Raw genomic sequence first — 13667 nt, 5'->3', positions numbered from 1 at the left:
TGGAGGATCCATGGCCGAACACGATTTCCGCTTCAGCTTGCTGAGCCCGCAACACACCCTGATCGAATGCCGCGCCCTGGTGCCGGGCCGTTACCAAGTCACCGGCAACGGTGGTTCGATCAAGCATGGCGACGTGCTGATCGTCACCTTGCGCGGCAGTAAAACCCTGTCGATGCGCCTGACCGTCGAAGGGGATGCGCGCTACTCCATCCGCCCGGCCGGCCAATGGGTCGCCATGGCCCAGGGGCCGAAGTTCGGTGAGCTGGAGATTCATACCTGGAAGGTCAATTGCGACAGCTGCGACACCGTGCTGGAGTTTGAATTTGCGGTGGAAACCAAGCTGACCAAGGAACCACTGCAGCCGGCTGCCAACGCACGCATCAAAGAACTCGGCTGGGCCAGCGAAGGCGACAAGCACCGCTGCCCCAAATGCCAGCAGGCTGCGCAATGAAAGGCGCGTTGTTGCTCGCCGCGATCGGCGTTGGCCTGGCCGGCTGCGCCGCGGATGGCGCGAAGCTGGAGCGCGACCACAGCTATGTGGTGGAATGGATCGGTGAACGACCGCTGATGGACTATGCGCACCTGACCGTCACCCTCGGTGCCGATGGCCGTGCCTATGGCAATGGCGGCTGCAACCACTGGTTCGCGCCGTACACCGTCGAGGGCGACAAGCTCAGCTTCGGCCAGATCGGCAGCACCCGCAAACTCTGCGCCGAGGCCCTGATGGAGCAGGAGCAGCGCTTCTTCCAGGCTCTGCAAGGCGTGCAGCGCTGGGACATCTCGCCGATCGAACAGACGCGGTTCTGGCCGGCCGAGGGTAAGCCGATCCGCTTGTGGCTTGAAGAAGGCTGATATCCTCAATCTTCGGATTGATGGGATCTCAATGTGGGAGGGGGCTTGCTCCCGATATCAGTGTGTCAGTCAATACATCAATTGACTGTTACACCGCTATCGGGAGCAAGCCCCCTCCCACATTTTCTCTGAGGTGTTGCTTTAACCGCGCAGGGCCTTGAGCTTGCCCAGCACCCCTTCTGCGGTCTGTTCCCCCATCAATTGCTCCCGCACCTTGCCCTTGTCATCGATGATATAGGTCACCGGCAAGGCCTCGCTGCGCGGAATCTCGAAGATCCCATCCGGGTTCTGGGCCAGGACCGTGAACTTGATCCCCAGTTTGTCGCTGGCGGCCTTCAGTTCCTCACCCTGCACATTATCGAAATTAACCCCGAACACGCCCACACCCTGCCCTTTCAGTTGCTCAGCCAAGGCATTGAGCTCAGGGATTTCCGTGCGGCACGGTCCACACCATTCGGCCCAGTAATTGACCACCAGCCACTGCTTGTCCAGCCGTTCGGCCGCCACTTTCTGGCCGTATTGGTCAACGCCGTAATCGTTACCGCAGCCGCTGAGCAGCAGGGTTGTGATGATCGCCAATGCACCGATCAGTCGCCTTGTCATGGGGTATTCCTTCGCAAAAATGAACGTTGGCTGCGGCCTATCGCCTCTTACGGTTTAAGGACAGGCGCCAGCGCAGGTAGAATACCCGCCACCTTACGTAAGATGCGACCCGCACATGACCGATCTGACGCTTTATCACAACCCGCGCTGCTCGAAATCCCGCGGTGCGCTCGAACTGCTGGAAGCCCGTGGCCTCGCCCCGACCGTGGTGCGCTACCTGGAAACCCCACTGGACGCGGCGCAAATCAAGGCCCTGCTGAAAAAGCTGGGGATCAGCGCCCGTCAGCTGCTGCGCACCGGCGAAGACGAATACAAGACCCTCAACCTGGCCGACGCCAACCTCAGCGAAGCGCAATTGATCGCCGCCATCGCCGCCCATCCCAAGCTGATGGAGCGCCCGATCCTGGAAACCGCCGATAAAGCCATCATTGGCCGCCCACCCGAGAACGTGCTGGAGATCCTGCCGTGAGCGCGCCCTATGTGCTGGTGTTGTATTACAGCCGCAATGGCTCGGTGAGCGAGATGGCCCGGCAGATTGCCCGCGGTATCGAGCAAGGCGGCATGGAAGCGCGGCTGCGCACGGTGCCGGCGATTTCCACAGAGTGCGAAGCCGTGGCGCCGAGCATTCCCGATGAAGGCGCGCTGTATGCCAGCCTGGATGACCTGAAGCACTGCTCGGGCCTGGCCCTGGGCAGCCCGACCCGTTTCGGCAACATGGCCGCGCCGCTCAAGTACTTCCTCGACGGCACCAGCAACCTGTGGCTCACCGGCGCGCTGGTGGGCAAGCCGGCCGGCGTGTTCACCTCCACCGCCAGCCTGCATGGCGGCCAGGAGACCACGCTGATGTCGATGCTGTTGCCGCTGTTGCACCACGGCATGCTGATCACCGGCCTGCCCTACAGCGAGCAGGCGCTGCTTGATACCCAGGGCGGCGGCACGCCTTACGGCGCCAGCCACCATTCCGGGCCCGACGGCAAACGTATGCTCGACCCCCATGAAATCACCCTGTGCCGAGCCCTGGGCCTGCGCCTGGCCAAGACCGCCACGCTGCTGGAGAACGGCCGTGGCCAGGAAGCCTAAAATCCTGCCGCCCCAGGCGTGGCTGGAACCGCGGGTCAAGGTTGCACGGGCACTGAGCCTGCTGGCGTTTTTTGGCCTGGTGGGTTTGTTGTGCGTGTACTACCTGTTCATCGCCGACCTGCATGGGGCGCGTCCATGGGTGATCCTGCTGATCGAACTGGTGCCGCTGCTGGTACTGGCGCCCGGGATGATCATAGGGAGCGCCCGCGGGCATTCGTGGATGTGCTTTGTGGTGAACCTGTATTTCATCAAGGGCGCACTGGCGGCGTACGACCCGAACCGCCAGTGGTTCGGGGTGTTGGAGATGCTGGCGAGCCTGGCGGTGTTTTGCACGGCGCTGTTGTATGTGCGTTGGCGGCATCAACTGAACCGTCGACTGGCCGATTGACACGCTCCTGCAATGATCAATGGTTGACGGTATACGCCAGCATCATCGACAGCTGGCACATCGGCCGCCCACTCTCGGCATGCCACTGGTTGAAGGCGCCCTGCACCGTTGCCAAATCCCGCAGGCTGGTGGGTGCCTTGTCGACGATCTTCTGTGCGTTCAACGCCGCCACCACGTCATAGCTCGGCACAAACGTATCCTTGCCCACCATCCGCAGAAACCGCGGCGCCGACAGCCCGCCCAACTGGTGGCCGTGTTTGCTCAGGTATTTCCATAACCCGACGATATCGGTTACCGGCCAATCGGCGACGAACGCACCGAAGCTGCCCTTTTCCTGCTCGATATCGAGGATCATCTGCGCGTTGCGCGGCACACTTTTGAGCTTGCCCAGGTGGCGGATGATGCGCGTGTCCTGCATCAGGCGCTCCAGGTGCTCGGCACCCATCAGCACGACTTTTTCCGGATCGAAACCGAAAAACACTTGCTCGAATGCCGGCCATTTGGCATCGACCACACTGTGCTTCAAGCCCGCACGAAACACCCGTAGCGCCAAGGTCGACAGGTAACGGTCATCGGGGATCTTGCGCAATTGCGCCGGAGTCTTGGGCACAGGCAGGTGGGCCTCCAGCTCGGCCGCCGAACCGAAGCGGTTCAGACAATATTCGTGCAGCCACTTGTAATCGCGCATGCCCTCTCCTGGCAGTTGAATTGAAAACGGCGCCCGCAAGCGCCGTGTACTAGAGCCTTGATAAGGCTCAGAGGTTCACTACATTGACGAAACGCGATGCGGCCGTCTCATCGATTTTCAGGCTGGTGAAGTCGAACAGGTTGCGATCGGCCAACTGCGATGGGATGACGTTCTGCAGGCTGCGGAAGATGCTCTCGGTACGCCCGGGGGTCTTGCGCTCCCAGTCCAGCAGCATGTCCTTGACCACCTGGCGCTGCAGGTTTTCCTGGGAGCCGCACAGGTTGCAGGGGATGATCGGGAATTGCTTGAAGTCGGAGTACGCCTGGATGTCCTTCTCGTTGCAATACGCCAGCGGGCGGATTACCACATTGCGCCCGTCATCGGCGCGTAGCTTGGGCGGCATGGCCTTGAGGGAGCCATTGAAGAACATATTCAGGAAGAAGGTCTCGACGATGTCATCGCGGTGATGACCCAGGGCCATCTTGGTCGCGCCGATCTCGTCGGCAAAGGTGTAGAGCGTGCCACGGCGCAGGCGCGAGCACAGCGAGCAGGTGGTCTTGCCTTCCGGGATCAGCTCCTTGACCACCGAGTAGGTGTCTTTCTCGACAATGTGGTACTCGATGCCCAGTTCTTTCAGGTAGGCCGGCAGCACGTGCTCGGGAAAGCCAGGCTGTTTCTGGTCCATGTTGACGGCGACGATCTCGAACTGGATCGGCGCAACCTTTTGCAGGTGCAGCAACACGTCGAGCATGGTGTAGCTGTCTTTGCCGCCGGAGAGGCAGACCATGACCTTGTCGCCATCCTCGATCATGTTGAAATCGGCGACCGCTTCACCGGCCAGGCGACGCAGGCGTTTTTGCAGTTTGTTCTGGTTGACCGTAAGAGTGCCCATGGCGCTTGGATCCGCTGAAGGTGTGTGACGAAAAGCCGGGTATTTTAGCGATGTCGAGTACTTACATTCAATGTGGGAGCAAGCCCCCCATATTTGACAGGCCCAGCGGCGATTAAACCCCAGGTTTACAGTGCGATTTGCTCTAAAGGCCCTACAGTTATTCCGGTCATCACTTCCTATACTGCGACTTGAGGTCGCACACATATATCCAGACCTTTCAGGCCATCTGGCCCGTGGGCGCTCCGATGGGGGGCGATGGTAATAACGACAGGAGTGACTGGCATGATCCATCACGTCGTGGGGCTGTTTACCCATCCCGACCAGGAATGGCGGGAAATTCGTGGCGATAAGGAAGAAAGCATCGGCCACATGTACCTCACTCATACCCTGATACTTGCAGCGATCCCCGCCGTATCTGCCTTTATCGGCACCACCCAGGTCGGCTGGGTCATCGGCAACCGCGCGCCGGTCATGCTGACCCAGGAAAGCGCGCTGTGGATGACCCTGATGTCTTACGCCGCCATGCTCGGCGGTGTAGCAGTGATGGGGGCGTTCATTCACTGGATGGCGCGCACCTACGACGCCAGCCCCAGCATGGCCCGTTGCGTGGCCTTTGCCACCTACACCGCGACCCCACTGTTTATCGGTGGGCTGGCGGCGCTCTACCCGCATATGTGGCTGGGCATGGTCGTCGGCACGGCGGCGATCTGCTACACGGTGTACCTGCTGTATGTGGGCTTGCCGACTTTCATGAGCATCGACCCGGACGAAGGCTTCCTGTTCTCCAGCTCGGTATTGGCCGTGGGCCTCGTGGTACTGGTGGCGATCATGGCCTTTACTGTCATCGTCTGGGGCTTGGGCGTCGGGCCGATCTACACCAGCTGAACAAACAAAACCCTGGGGCAAGGCCACCGCAAGGTGGCTTTGTGCGTCATGCATGACCATTCGGCGCCTGACAGATTCGGAAACACCTGGTTTTGCGGCATACTGGGTGCCTCTGGAGATATGTACAGCATGCCCGAGCAACTCAATACCCGCGTCGAAGATTGTTTCCTGCAAGCCGAATCCTTTTTCAAACGAAGCTTCAAACGCCCCCAGGTCAGCCTCAAGCTGCGGGGCCAGAAGGCCGGTGTCGCGCATTTGCACGAGAACCTGCTGCGCTTCAACCCTCAGCTGTACCGTGAAAACAGCCAGCACTTTCTCAAGCAAACCGTGGCCCACGAAGTGGCGCACCTGATTGCCCACCAGTTGTTCGGCGAACGTATCCAGCCCCATGGCGAGGAATGGCAGCTGATTATGCGCGGGGTTTATGAACTGCCGCCGGATCGTTGCCATACCTATGAGATCAAGCGTCGCCAGGTAAAGCGCTATATCTACCGATGCCCATGTGCGGACAGTGATTTTCCGTTTTCGGCGCAGCGCCATGGCCTGGTGAACCAGGGACGGCGGTATTTGTGTCGGCGGTGTCGGCAGACCTTGGTATATACCGGGGAGACTCGGGTGGAATAAGGGCCTCATCGGGAGCAAGCCCCCTCCCACATTTAGAATGTATTCACAGATTCAAAGGTGAGAGGGGGCTTGCTCCCGATAGCGCCAATACATTCACCCAACCACCCTGGCCTGCCGCAACGCCTCTATCCGCTGAGCACTGAACCCCAACTGCGCCAACACTTCATCACTGTGCGCCCCCACTGCCACACCAATATGCCGAGGCTCTGGCAAACCTTCGGAAAACTTCAGCGGGCAGGCCAATTGCGCTTGTGTCGAGCCATCCCCTCTGGGCACCTGGCTGACCAGTTCTCGAGCCTTCAACTGCGGATGTTCAACAGCCTCCGCCAGGCTCAACACCGGTTCCACACACGCATCCACCCCGGCGAACAGCTCGCAAAGCTCCTCAAAGCTGCGCTTCTCAAACTCCACCCGCAGGGCCTGCTTAAGAACGGCCTGCTGTTCAGGCTTCACGCTGTGGGCCGCCAGCTCCGGCTGTCCCAGTGCCTCGCATAATTGCTGCATAAACGCTGGCTCCAAACTCCCCACCGACATCCAGCGTCCATCACGACTGCGATAGTAGTCGTAGAAACTCCCACCATTGAGCACATGGTTCTCCCACTCAGGCTCCACCCCGCAGGCCAGGTAACCGGCGCCGGCCATGGCGTTCAGGCTGAACGAGCAATCGGTCATGCTCACATCCAGGTACTGCCCCACCCCGCTCTGCTGCCTGGCAATCACCGCCGCCAGCAAGCCCACCACCGCATGCAGCGACCCGCCTGCCACATCGGCCAGTTGTACCCCCAGCGGCAGCGGCCCGCTGTCCCGGCGCCCGGTGTGGCTGGCCACGCCGGCCAACGCCAGGTAATTGATATCGTGGCCGGCGCGGTCCTTATAAGGGCCGGTCTGGCCGTAGCCCGTAATCGATACATAGATCAGCCGGGGGTTGATCGCTTTCAGCGCCGCGTAACCCAAACCCAGGCGCTCCATGACCCCGGGGCGAAACTGCTCGACCAGAATGTCATGTTCCTTCACCAACTCACGCACGATCTCCACCGCCTCAGCCTGCTTGAGATCCAGGGCCAGACTGCGCTTGTTGCGATTGAGATAGGCATGGCTCGCCGACGTGCCGCGGTCATGGGGCGGCAATACGCGCAGCAGGTCCATGCGCGTAGGCGATTCGATACGCAACACCTCGGCGCCCATGTCCGCCAGCAACAAGGAGGCAAACGGGCCGGGCAGCAAGGTGGAAAAATCCAGCACTTTAAGGGACGCCAAGGGACCTGACATACGGACTCCATCCGGGTTGCGAATCCCCACAGACTAGGCAGCCTTGCGCCTGCCGGCAATCGTCAGAACGATCAGCGGCAGTGACCGTTTTGATCACGGCGGGCTTTTTCGCGGCGGCGGCTTTATCATTGGCCCACGTTAGTTGGCAGAGTGTTCCATGAAGTTCGCGATTGCACTGTATAGCGCCGCCCACACGCCCTCCTCGCGCCGCGCCCTGTTGTTCGCCCAGGCGGCGCTGGCCGGCGGGCATGAGATTGTGCGGCTGTTTTTTTATCAAGATGGCGTGTACAGCGCATCCAATAACATCGTTGCTCCCCAGGATGAGCAAGATATCGCCCGCCAATGGCGCGAATTTGTCAGCCAGCACCAGCTTGATGGCGTGGTGTGCATCGCCGCGGCCTTGCGCCGTGGCGTGCTCAATGCCGAGGAAGCCACGCGCTATCAACGCAGCGCGGTTAACCTGGAGGCACCCTGGGCGCTGTCGGGCCTGGGGCAATTGCATGACGCTATACAGGGCGCCGACCGCCTGATCTGTTTTGGAGGGCCATGACATGTCCAAATCCCTGTTGGTAATCAGCCGCCAGGCCCCATGGTCCGGGCCGAGTGCGCGGGAAGCGCTGGATATCGTGCTGGCCGGTGGCGCGTTTGATCTGCCCATTGGCCTGCTGTTTCTTGACGACGGTGTGTTTCAGCTGGCACCGCACCAGGACGCCAAGGCTGTGCAGCAAAAGGACCTCGGTGCCAACCTGCAGGCATTGGGGCTGTTTGGCATTGATGACGTATTCGCTTGCAGCCATAGCCTGGCGGAGCGCGGGCTCACCCCGCCGGCCAGCGCCCAGCCCCTGGGCAACGAAGACATTTGCAGGCTGATTGACCGTTACGACCAGGTGATAACCCTCTGATGTCAACTTTACATGTGCTGTCTCATTCTCCGTTCACCGATAGCCGCCTCGACAGCTGCCTGCGCCTGTGTGGGCGCGAAGACGCGATCCTGCTCTGCGGCGATGGCGCCTACGGCTTGCACAGCCCTGCCCTGCACACCAAGGGCGTGAAGGTGTTTGTACTGGCCGAAGACATGCAGGCGCGTAATTTGCCCCTGCCCGACTGGGCCGACAGTGTGGACTACCCAGGTTTCGTACAACTGTCGATCGACTACGACAAGGTCAACACCTGGCTATGAACGCCTTGACCGTAGGCGCTCGCGCCCTGGAACTGGACAAGGACGGCTACCTCGTCGACCTGGATGACTGGTCCGAGGAGGTGGCGCAGGCCCTGGCCGCCGCCGAAGCCCTGGAGCTGACCCCGGATCACTGGGAGATCCTCCGGCTGCTGCGCCAGTTCTATGCCCAATTCCAGCTGTCCCCGGCCACGCGCCCGCTGATCAAGTACACCGCCTTGAAGCTGGGCCCGGAAAAGGGCAACAGCCTGCACCTCAACAAATTGTTCAATGGCACTCCCGCCAAACTCGCCGCCAAGCTGGCGGGCCTGCCCAGGCCGACGAATTGCTTATGACCGACTTTGCCCCCCTGACCCTCGTAACGCCTGAAGAGCACCCCTTTGCGCAGTTCGTGCGTATCCTCGGCAAAGGCAAGCGCGGCGCGCGCAACCTCACCCGCGAGGAAGCCCGGGAAGCCATGGGCATGCTGCTCGATGAAAAGGTCGAGGATACCCAGCTCGGTGCCTTCCTGATGCTGCTGCGTCACAAGGAAGAAAGCCCCGAAGAGCTTGCCGGCTTCACCGAAGCGGTACGTGAACGGCTCAACGCACCAGCCCTGAATGTGGACATCGACTGGCCGACCTATGCCGGCAAGAAACGCCACCTGCCGTGGTTCCTGCTCGCGGCCAAGTGCCTGGCACAAAACGGTGTGCGCATCCTAATGCACGGCGGTGGTGCCCACACGGCGGGCCGGTTGTACACCGAGCAGTTGCTGGAGACTCTACAGATCCCGCTGTGCCGCAATTGGCAGCAAGTCGAGAGCGCCTTCGAGCACGGCAACCTGGCGTTTATCCCGCTAGGCGACTGGGCACCGCAATTGCAACGCATGATCGACCTGCGCAACACCCTCGGCCTGCGCTCGCCCATCCACTCGCTAGCACGGTTGCTCAACCCGCTGAATGCGCGTTGCGGCCTGCAAAGCATCTTCCACCCGGGTTACCAGGGCGTACATCGCGATGCCAGTGGCCTGCTCGGTGACAATGTGATTGTGGTCAAGGGCGACGGTGGCGAGATCGAGATCAACCCCGACACCCTCAGTCACTTGTATGGCACCACTGGCGGCCAGAGCTGGGACGAAGAGTGGCCCGCCCTCTCCGCCCAGCGTCACGTCAAGCCGGCGACGCTGGAACCTGAACACTTGAAAGCACTGTGGCGCGGTGAGATCGAGGCCAGCTATCCACAATTAGCCCTGATCGCCACCATGGCCCTGGCCTTGCGCGGCCTCGGTCACCCACGGCAACAGGCGTTCGAATTGGCCCGACAATACTGGGACGCGCGGGACAAATCGATTTAATCGATAATTAAGCCCGGGTCTTTGCGCTTTTAGTTCGAACTCACCCCGCTAGACTGGCTCCAACGCTTATAGCCAAGGAGTCAGTCATGGGTTTGCTGATTGAAGGACACTGGAAAGACCAGTGGTACGAAAGTAGCGCAGATGGCGCATTCCAGCGGGAGCAGGCAAAACGCCGCAACTGGGTGACCGCCGATGGCCAGCCTGGCCCCAGCGGTGAAGGCGGCTTCCAGGCCGAGGCCGGTCGTTACCATCTCTATGTTTCCCCCGCCTGCCCCTGGGCGCACCGCACCTTGATCCTGCGCAAGCTCAAAGGCCTGGAAAGCCTGATTGACGTCTCGGTGGTCAGCTGGTTGATGCTGGAAAACGGTTGGACCTTCGACAAGGCCCACGGCTCCAGCGGCGACAAACTGGACGGTCTGGACTTCATGCACCAGCGCTACACCGCCGAAACCGCCGATTACACCGGGCGCGTCACCGTGCCGGTGCTATGGGACAAGAAGCTCAAGCGCATCGTCAGCAATGAGTCGGCGGAGATCATCCGCATGTTCAACAGCGCGTTCAACGGGCTGACCGGCAACAGGCTGGACTTCTACCCCGAGCCACTGCGCGCAACTATTGATGCGCTGAACGAACGCATCTACCCGGCCGTGAACAACGGCGTGTACCGCGCAGGCTTCGCCACATCACAACAGGCTTATGAAAGTGCTTTTGATGATGTGTTTGCCGAACTGGACCATTTGGAACAGCACCTGGGCACCCATCGCTATCTGGCCGGCGAATACCTGACCGAGGCCGATGTGCGGCTGTTCACCACGCTGATTCGTTTTGATGCGGTGTACTACAGCCACTTCAAGTGCAACCTGCGGCGGATTGCGGATTATGCGAATTTGTCGAACTGGCTGAGGGAGATGTATCAGTGGCCGGGCGTGGCGGAGACGGTGGATTTCGCCCATATCAAGGGGCATTACTATGCCAGTCATCGCACGATCAATCCGACCGGGATTGTGCCGAAGGGGCCGTTGCAGGGGTTTGACAACAGCCATGATCGGGCGCGACTTTCCGGTAAAGGTGTCTTTAGTTGATCGGGATCATCGGTTGTATTTGATGGCCCCATCGGGAGCAAGCCCCCTCCCACATTTTGACTGTGTTCACAAACCAAAATGTGGGAGGGGGCTTGCTGCCGATGCTTTTAAGGCTCAGACCTGAGACTGGGCCCCTTCGAACCATTTGAGCTTCTCGCGCAGTACCACCACCTCACCCACGATCACCAATGTCGGCGCATGCACTTCATGCTCCGCCACCATGCGCGGCAAATCGGCCAGGGTGCCGGTGAACACGCGCTGGTTGGAGGTGGTGCCCTGCTGGATCAAAGCGGCCGGAGTTTCCGCCGAGCGCCCGTGCTTGATCAACTGCTCGCAAATGATCGGCAAGCCAATCAAGCCCATATAGAACACCAGGGTCTGCGACGGCCCCACCAGGTCCTGCCAGGGCAGATCCGACGTACCGTTCTTAAGGTGTCCCGTGATAAAGCGCACCGACTGCGCATAGTCGCGGTGCGTCAGCGGAATCCCGGCATACGCCGCGCAACCACTGGCCGCCGTAATCCCCGGCACCACCTGGAACGGGATGCCATGGGCCGCCAATTCCTCGATTTCTTCGCCACCGCGCCCAAAAATGAACGGATCGCCGCCCTTGAGGCGCAGCACGCGCTTGCCTTGCTTGGCCAGGTCGACCAGTTGCTGGTTGATCCGGGCTTGCGGTACGGCGTGGTCAGCGCGGCGCTTGCCGACGTACACACGTTCGGCGTCGCGACGGCACAGCTCGAGAATCGCCGGCGCCACCAGGCGGTCGTAGAGCACCACGTCGGCTTGCTGCATCAGGCGCAGGGCGCGGAAGGTCAACAGGTCCGGATCGCCCGGGCCAGCGCCCACCAGGTAAACCTCACCGGGCGCGTGCGGCGGTGCGCCGTTGACCTTGTCGATCAACAGGCGCTCGGCCTCGTCGCCCTGCCCGGCCAATTGACGGTCGGCAATCGGCCCCTGGAATACCTCTTCCCAGAACGCCCGGCGTTGCTGCACATCCGGGTACAAACCTTTGACCTGGGCACGAAAACGCGCCGCCAACCCGGCCAACTGACCGTAGGTAGAAGGAATCCAGGTTTCCAGCTTGGCCCGGATCAAGCGCGCCAGTACCGGCGCATCGCCGCCACTGGAGACCGCAATCACCAAGGGCGAACGGTCGACAATCGCCGGGAAGATCACGCTGCACAAGGCCGGCGCGTCCACCACGTTGACCGGTACGCAGCGACGCCTGGCGTCACTGGACACCTGCGCGTTCAGTGGTTCATCGTCGGTCGCCGCGATGATCAGGGTGCAACCGTCAAGGTCGGCCTCCTGATAACCGCGCAAAATCAGTTCCCCGCCACTGCCCAGCACCAGCTCGCGCAGCTGGTCTTCGATCTGGGGAGCAACCACCCGCAGCAATGCACCGGCGTCAGCCAGCAGCCGGGATTTGCGCAAGGCAATCTCCCCGCCACCGACGACCAACACACGACTGCCGCGCAGGTTATGAAACAGCGGCAGAAATTCCATTTAGCCGATGACCTCAACGCCGCCCATGTACGGCTTGAGCACCTCAGGTACACGGATCGAGCCGTCAGCCTGCTGGTAGTTTTCCAGCACGGCCACCAGGGTACGGCCTACGGCCAGGCCCGAACCGTTAAGGGTGTGCACCAGCTCCGGCTTGCCGGTTTCCGGGTTACGGAAACGCGCCTGCATGCGACGGGCCTGGAAATCACCGCAGTTGGAGCACGACGAGATTTCCCGATACTTGTCCTGGCTCGGCACCCACACCTCGAGGTCGTAGGTCTTCACGGCGCTGAAGCCCATGTCGCCGGTGCACAGGGCCAGGACGCGGTATGGCAACTCCAGCAGTTGCAGCACGCGTTCGGCATTGGCGGTCAGGCCTTCCAGGGCTTCCATGGAAGTCGACGGCTCGACCACCTGCACCATCTCGACCTTGTCGAACTGGTGCTGGCGAATCATGCCGCGCGTATCGCGACCCGACGCGCCGGCTTCACTGCGAAAGCATGGGCTGTGGGCAACCAGCTTCAATGGCAATTGCTTGGCATCGAGGATCTCGCCGGCCACGATGTTAGTCAGCGACACTTCGGCAGTCGGGATCAAGTACAGGTCAGCTTCACCGTCGCGAGTGATCTTGAACAGGTCTTCCTCGAACTTCGGCAACTGACTGGTGCCCATCAGCGCCGGCGCCTGGACCAGATACGGGGTGTAGGCCTCTTCGTAACCATGCTCACCGGTGTGCAGGTTGATCATGAACTGCGCCAGTGCACGGTGCATGCGCGCAATCGGGCCGCGCAGCAGGGCAAAGCGCGCGCCGGACATTTTTGCCGCGGTCTCGAAATCCAGGCCACCGGTCAGTTCACCCAGGGCCACATGGTCCTTGATCTCGAAATCGAAGGCTTTGGGCGTGCCCCAGCGACGCACTTCAACGTTGCCGTCTTCGTCTTCGCCAACCGGCACGGATTCGTGGGGCAGGTTCGGGATGCCCAGCAGGATCGAATCCAGCTCGGTCTGAATACCTTCCAGCTCGATCTTGCCCTCGGACAGCTCAGTGCCCATGCGCTCGACATCTGCCATCAACGGCGCGATATCTTCGCCGCGCTGCTTGGCCTGGCCGATGGATTTGGAACGCGCATTACGCTCAGCCTGCAGTGCTTCGGTGCGGGTCTGGACGGTCTTGCGCTGTTCTTCCAGCGCTTCGATGCGCGCAACATCCAAGGCAAAGCCACGGGATGCCAGGCGGTCCGCTACGTCCTGAAGGTTGCTACGTAACAGTTTGGAATCGAGCATGTCG

At 61.1% G+C, this 13667-nt stretch carries 19 protein-coding genes; 13 read left to right on the top strand and 6 right to left on the bottom strand.

From position 1 onward, the window contains the following. Positions 1–10 precede the first annotated feature (10 nt). A complete protein-coding gene (locus tag NMB39_RS11845) occupies positions 11–451 on the top strand; it encodes a hypothetical protein (RefSeq protein ID WP_043046633.1) in 441 nt (146 codons plus the stop codon). Then, entirely contained in the window at positions 448–852 is a 405-nt protein-coding gene (locus NMB39_RS11840) for an META domain-containing protein (RefSeq protein ID WP_057024337.1), read from the top strand. The genes NMB39_RS11845 and NMB39_RS11840 overlap by 4 nt, the downstream gene beginning before the upstream one ends. Positions 853–993: 141 nt before the next feature. Here NMB39_RS11840 and NMB39_RS11835 read toward each other — a convergent pair whose 3' ends face one another. Continuing rightward, positions 994–1455 carry a TlpA disulfide reductase family protein gene (locus tag NMB39_RS11835; protein WP_043046629.1) on the bottom strand — a complete coding sequence of 154 codons (462 nt, stop codon included), beginning with the start codon at positions 1453–1455 and terminating at the stop codon, positions 994–996. Positions 1456–1570: 115 nt separating this feature from the next. On the opposite strand from NMB39_RS11835, the gene arsC reads away from it, so the two are divergent. From arsC to NMB39_RS11820, 3 genes are read left to right on the top strand one after another with little or no spacing between them, the layout of a single operon-like run. Next, positions 1571–1924: an arsenate reductase (glutaredoxin) gene (gene arsC, locus NMB39_RS11830; protein WP_124401042.1), complete on the top strand. Its 354-nt coding sequence runs from the start codon at positions 1571–1573 to the stop codon at positions 1922–1924. After that, complete coding sequence (wrbA, locus tag NMB39_RS11825) at positions 1921–2535, top strand: NAD(P)H:quinone oxidoreductase (protein ID WP_057014436.1); 615 nt, start codon at positions 1921–1923, stop codon at positions 2533–2535. Before arsC ends, wrbA begins: the two co-directional genes overlap by 4 nt. Continuing rightward, the gene (locus NMB39_RS11820) at positions 2519–2923 is read left to right on the top strand and encodes a DUF2069 domain-containing protein (protein WP_057024335.1); all 405 of its coding nucleotides are present in this window, start codon (positions 2519–2521) and stop codon (positions 2921–2923) included. The genes wrbA and NMB39_RS11820 overlap by 17 nt, the downstream gene beginning before the upstream one ends. A 16-nt stretch (positions 2924–2939) precedes the next feature. Here the strand turns inward: NMB39_RS11820 and NMB39_RS11815 are convergent, their stop codons facing one another. Both NMB39_RS11815 and ttcA read right to left on the bottom strand, forming a co-directional pair. Continuing rightward, on the bottom strand, positions 2940–3611 hold the full coding sequence (locus NMB39_RS11815; RefSeq protein WP_057014438.1) for a DNA-3-methyladenine glycosylase I: 672 nt from the start codon (positions 3609–3611) through the stop codon (positions 2940–2942). A gap of 67 nt (positions 3612–3678) precedes the next feature. Beyond that, positions 3679–4503, bottom strand: coding sequence for a tRNA 2-thiocytidine(32) synthetase TtcA (gene ttcA, locus NMB39_RS11810; RefSeq protein WP_005789069.1), 825 nt, complete (start codon positions 4501–4503; stop codon positions 3679–3681). Positions 4504–4785: 282 nt separating this feature from the next. Between ttcA and NMB39_RS11805 the strand changes: the two genes are divergently transcribed. Beyond that, the gene (locus NMB39_RS11805) at positions 4786–5388 is read left to right on the top strand and encodes a Yip1 family protein (protein WP_043046623.1); all 603 of its coding nucleotides are present in this window, start codon (positions 4786–4788) and stop codon (positions 5386–5388) included. Positions 5389–5517: 129 nt separating this feature from the next. Next, positions 5518–6012, top strand: a complete 495-nt coding sequence (locus NMB39_RS11800) for a SprT family zinc-dependent metalloprotease (protein ID WP_043046725.1) — start codon at positions 5518–5520, stop codon at positions 6010–6012. 93 nt (positions 6013–6105) lie between these two features. Here the strand turns inward: NMB39_RS11800 and NMB39_RS11795 are convergent, their stop codons facing one another. Then, the gene (locus NMB39_RS11795; protein WP_057024333.1) at positions 6106–7281 is read right to left on the bottom strand and encodes a CaiB/BaiF CoA transferase family protein; all 1176 of its coding nucleotides are present in this window, start codon (positions 7279–7281) and stop codon (positions 6106–6108) included. A 157-nt stretch (positions 7282–7438) separates the two neighbouring features. Here NMB39_RS11795 and tusD point away from each other — a divergent pair, with 157 nt between their 5' ends. The 6 genes from tusD (at position 7439) to NMB39_RS11765 (ending at position 10873) form a co-directional block, all read left to right on the top strand. Beyond that, a complete protein-coding gene (gene tusD, locus NMB39_RS11790) occupies positions 7439–7831 on the top strand; it encodes a sulfurtransferase complex subunit TusD (protein ID WP_057024332.1) in 393 nt (130 codons plus the stop codon). A 1-nt stretch (position 7832) separates the two neighbouring features. Further along, a complete protein-coding gene (tusC, locus tag NMB39_RS11785) occupies positions 7833–8183 on the top strand; it encodes a sulfurtransferase complex subunit TusC (protein ID WP_043046620.1) in 351 nt (116 codons plus the stop codon). Continuing rightward, positions 8183–8461, top strand: coding sequence for a sulfurtransferase complex subunit TusB (gene tusB / locus NMB39_RS11780; protein WP_057024331.1), 279 nt, complete (start codon positions 8183–8185; stop codon positions 8459–8461). The genes tusC and tusB overlap by 1 nt, the downstream gene beginning before the upstream one ends. Continuing rightward, positions 8458–8793: a TusE/DsrC/DsvC family sulfur relay protein gene (locus tag NMB39_RS11775; protein ID WP_494339201.1), complete on the top strand. Its 336-nt coding sequence runs from the start codon at positions 8458–8460 to the stop codon at positions 8791–8793. Before tusB ends, NMB39_RS11775 begins: the two co-directional genes overlap by 4 nt. Continuing rightward, positions 8790–9791 (top strand): glycosyl transferase family protein, encoded by a 1002-nt coding sequence (locus NMB39_RS11770; protein ID WP_494339202.1) that lies wholly within the window; start codon positions 8790–8792, stop codon positions 9789–9791. Before NMB39_RS11775 ends, NMB39_RS11770 begins: the two co-directional genes overlap by 4 nt. An 86-nt stretch (positions 9792–9877) precedes the next feature. Continuing rightward, positions 9878–10873, top strand: a complete 996-nt coding sequence (locus NMB39_RS11765; RefSeq protein WP_494339203.1) for a glutathione S-transferase family protein — start codon at positions 9878–9880, stop codon at positions 10871–10873. 114 nt (positions 10874–10987) lie between these two features. On the opposite strand, the gene cysG is transcribed toward NMB39_RS11765, so the two are convergent. Both cysG and serS read right to left on the bottom strand, forming a co-directional pair. Beyond that, entirely contained in the window at positions 10988–12382 is a 1395-nt protein-coding gene (gene cysG / locus NMB39_RS11760) for a siroheme synthase CysG (RefSeq protein WP_494339204.1), read from the bottom strand. Continuing rightward, positions 12383–13663 (bottom strand): serine--tRNA ligase, encoded by a 1281-nt coding sequence (gene serS / locus NMB39_RS11755; RefSeq protein WP_046068630.1) that lies wholly within the window; start codon positions 13661–13663, stop codon positions 12383–12385. Positions 13664–13667 lie beyond the last annotated feature (4 nt).

This window comes from Pseudomonas sp. FBCC-B545 (assembly GCF_059134095.1).
This window is presented reverse-complemented; position numbering and strand designations above follow the sequence as displayed.

What these genes read in the sequence shown, in the direction of transcription:
- NMB39_RS11845 (WP_043046633.1), top strand. Translation starts at nt 11, where the DNA reads ATGGCCGAACACGATTTCCGCTTCAGCTTGCTGAGCCCGCAACACACC.
- NMB39_RS11840 (WP_057024337.1), top strand. Translation starts at nt 448, where the DNA reads ATGAAAGGCGCGTTGTTGCTCGCCGCGATCGGCGTTGGCCTGGCCGGC.
- NMB39_RS11835 (WP_043046629.1), bottom strand. Translation starts at nt 1,455, where the DNA reads ATGACAAGGCGACTGATCGGTGCATTGGCGATCATCACAACCCTGCTG.
- arsC (WP_124401042.1), top strand. Translation starts at nt 1,571, where the DNA reads ATGACCGATCTGACGCTTTATCACAACCCGCGCTGCTCGAAATCCCGC.
- NMB39_RS11815 (WP_057014438.1), bottom strand. Translation starts at nt 3,611, where the DNA reads ATGCGCGATTACAAGTGGCTGCACGAATATTGTCTGAACCGCTTCGGT.
- ttcA (WP_005789069.1), bottom strand. Translation starts at nt 4,503, where the DNA reads ATGGGCACTCTTACGGTCAACCAGAACAAACTGCAAAAACGCCTGCGT.
- NMB39_RS11805 (WP_043046623.1), top strand. Translation starts at nt 4,786, where the DNA reads ATGATCCATCACGTCGTGGGGCTGTTTACCCATCCCGACCAGGAATGG.
- NMB39_RS11800 (WP_043046725.1), top strand. Translation starts at nt 5,518, where the DNA reads ATGCCCGAGCAACTCAATACCCGCGTCGAAGATTGTTTCCTGCAAGCC.
- NMB39_RS11795 (WP_057024333.1), bottom strand. Translation starts at nt 7,281, where the DNA reads ATGTCAGGTCCCTTGGCGTCCCTTAAAGTGCTGGATTTTTCCACCTTG.
- tusD (WP_057024332.1), top strand. Translation starts at nt 7,439, where the DNA reads ATGAAGTTCGCGATTGCACTGTATAGCGCCGCCCACACGCCCTCCTCG.
- tusC (WP_043046620.1), top strand. Translation starts at nt 7,833, where the DNA reads ATGTCCAAATCCCTGTTGGTAATCAGCCGCCAGGCCCCATGGTCCGGG.
- tusB (WP_057024331.1), top strand. Translation starts at nt 8,183, where the DNA reads ATGTCAACTTTACATGTGCTGTCTCATTCTCCGTTCACCGATAGCCGC.
- NMB39_RS11775 (WP_494339201.1), top strand. Translation starts at nt 8,458, where the DNA reads ATGAACGCCTTGACCGTAGGCGCTCGCGCCCTGGAACTGGACAAGGAC.
- NMB39_RS11770 (WP_494339202.1), top strand. Translation starts at nt 8,790, where the DNA reads ATGACCGACTTTGCCCCCCTGACCCTCGTAACGCCTGAAGAGCACCCC.
- NMB39_RS11765 (WP_494339203.1), top strand. Translation starts at nt 9,878, where the DNA reads ATGGGTTTGCTGATTGAAGGACACTGGAAAGACCAGTGGTACGAAAGT.
- cysG (WP_494339204.1), bottom strand. Translation starts at nt 12,382, where the DNA reads ATGGAATTTCTGCCGCTGTTTCATAACCTGCGCGGCAGTCGTGTGTTG.
- serS (WP_046068630.1), bottom strand. Translation starts at nt 13,663, where the DNA reads ATGCTCGATTCCAAACTGTTACGTAGCAACCTTCAGGACGTAGCGGAC.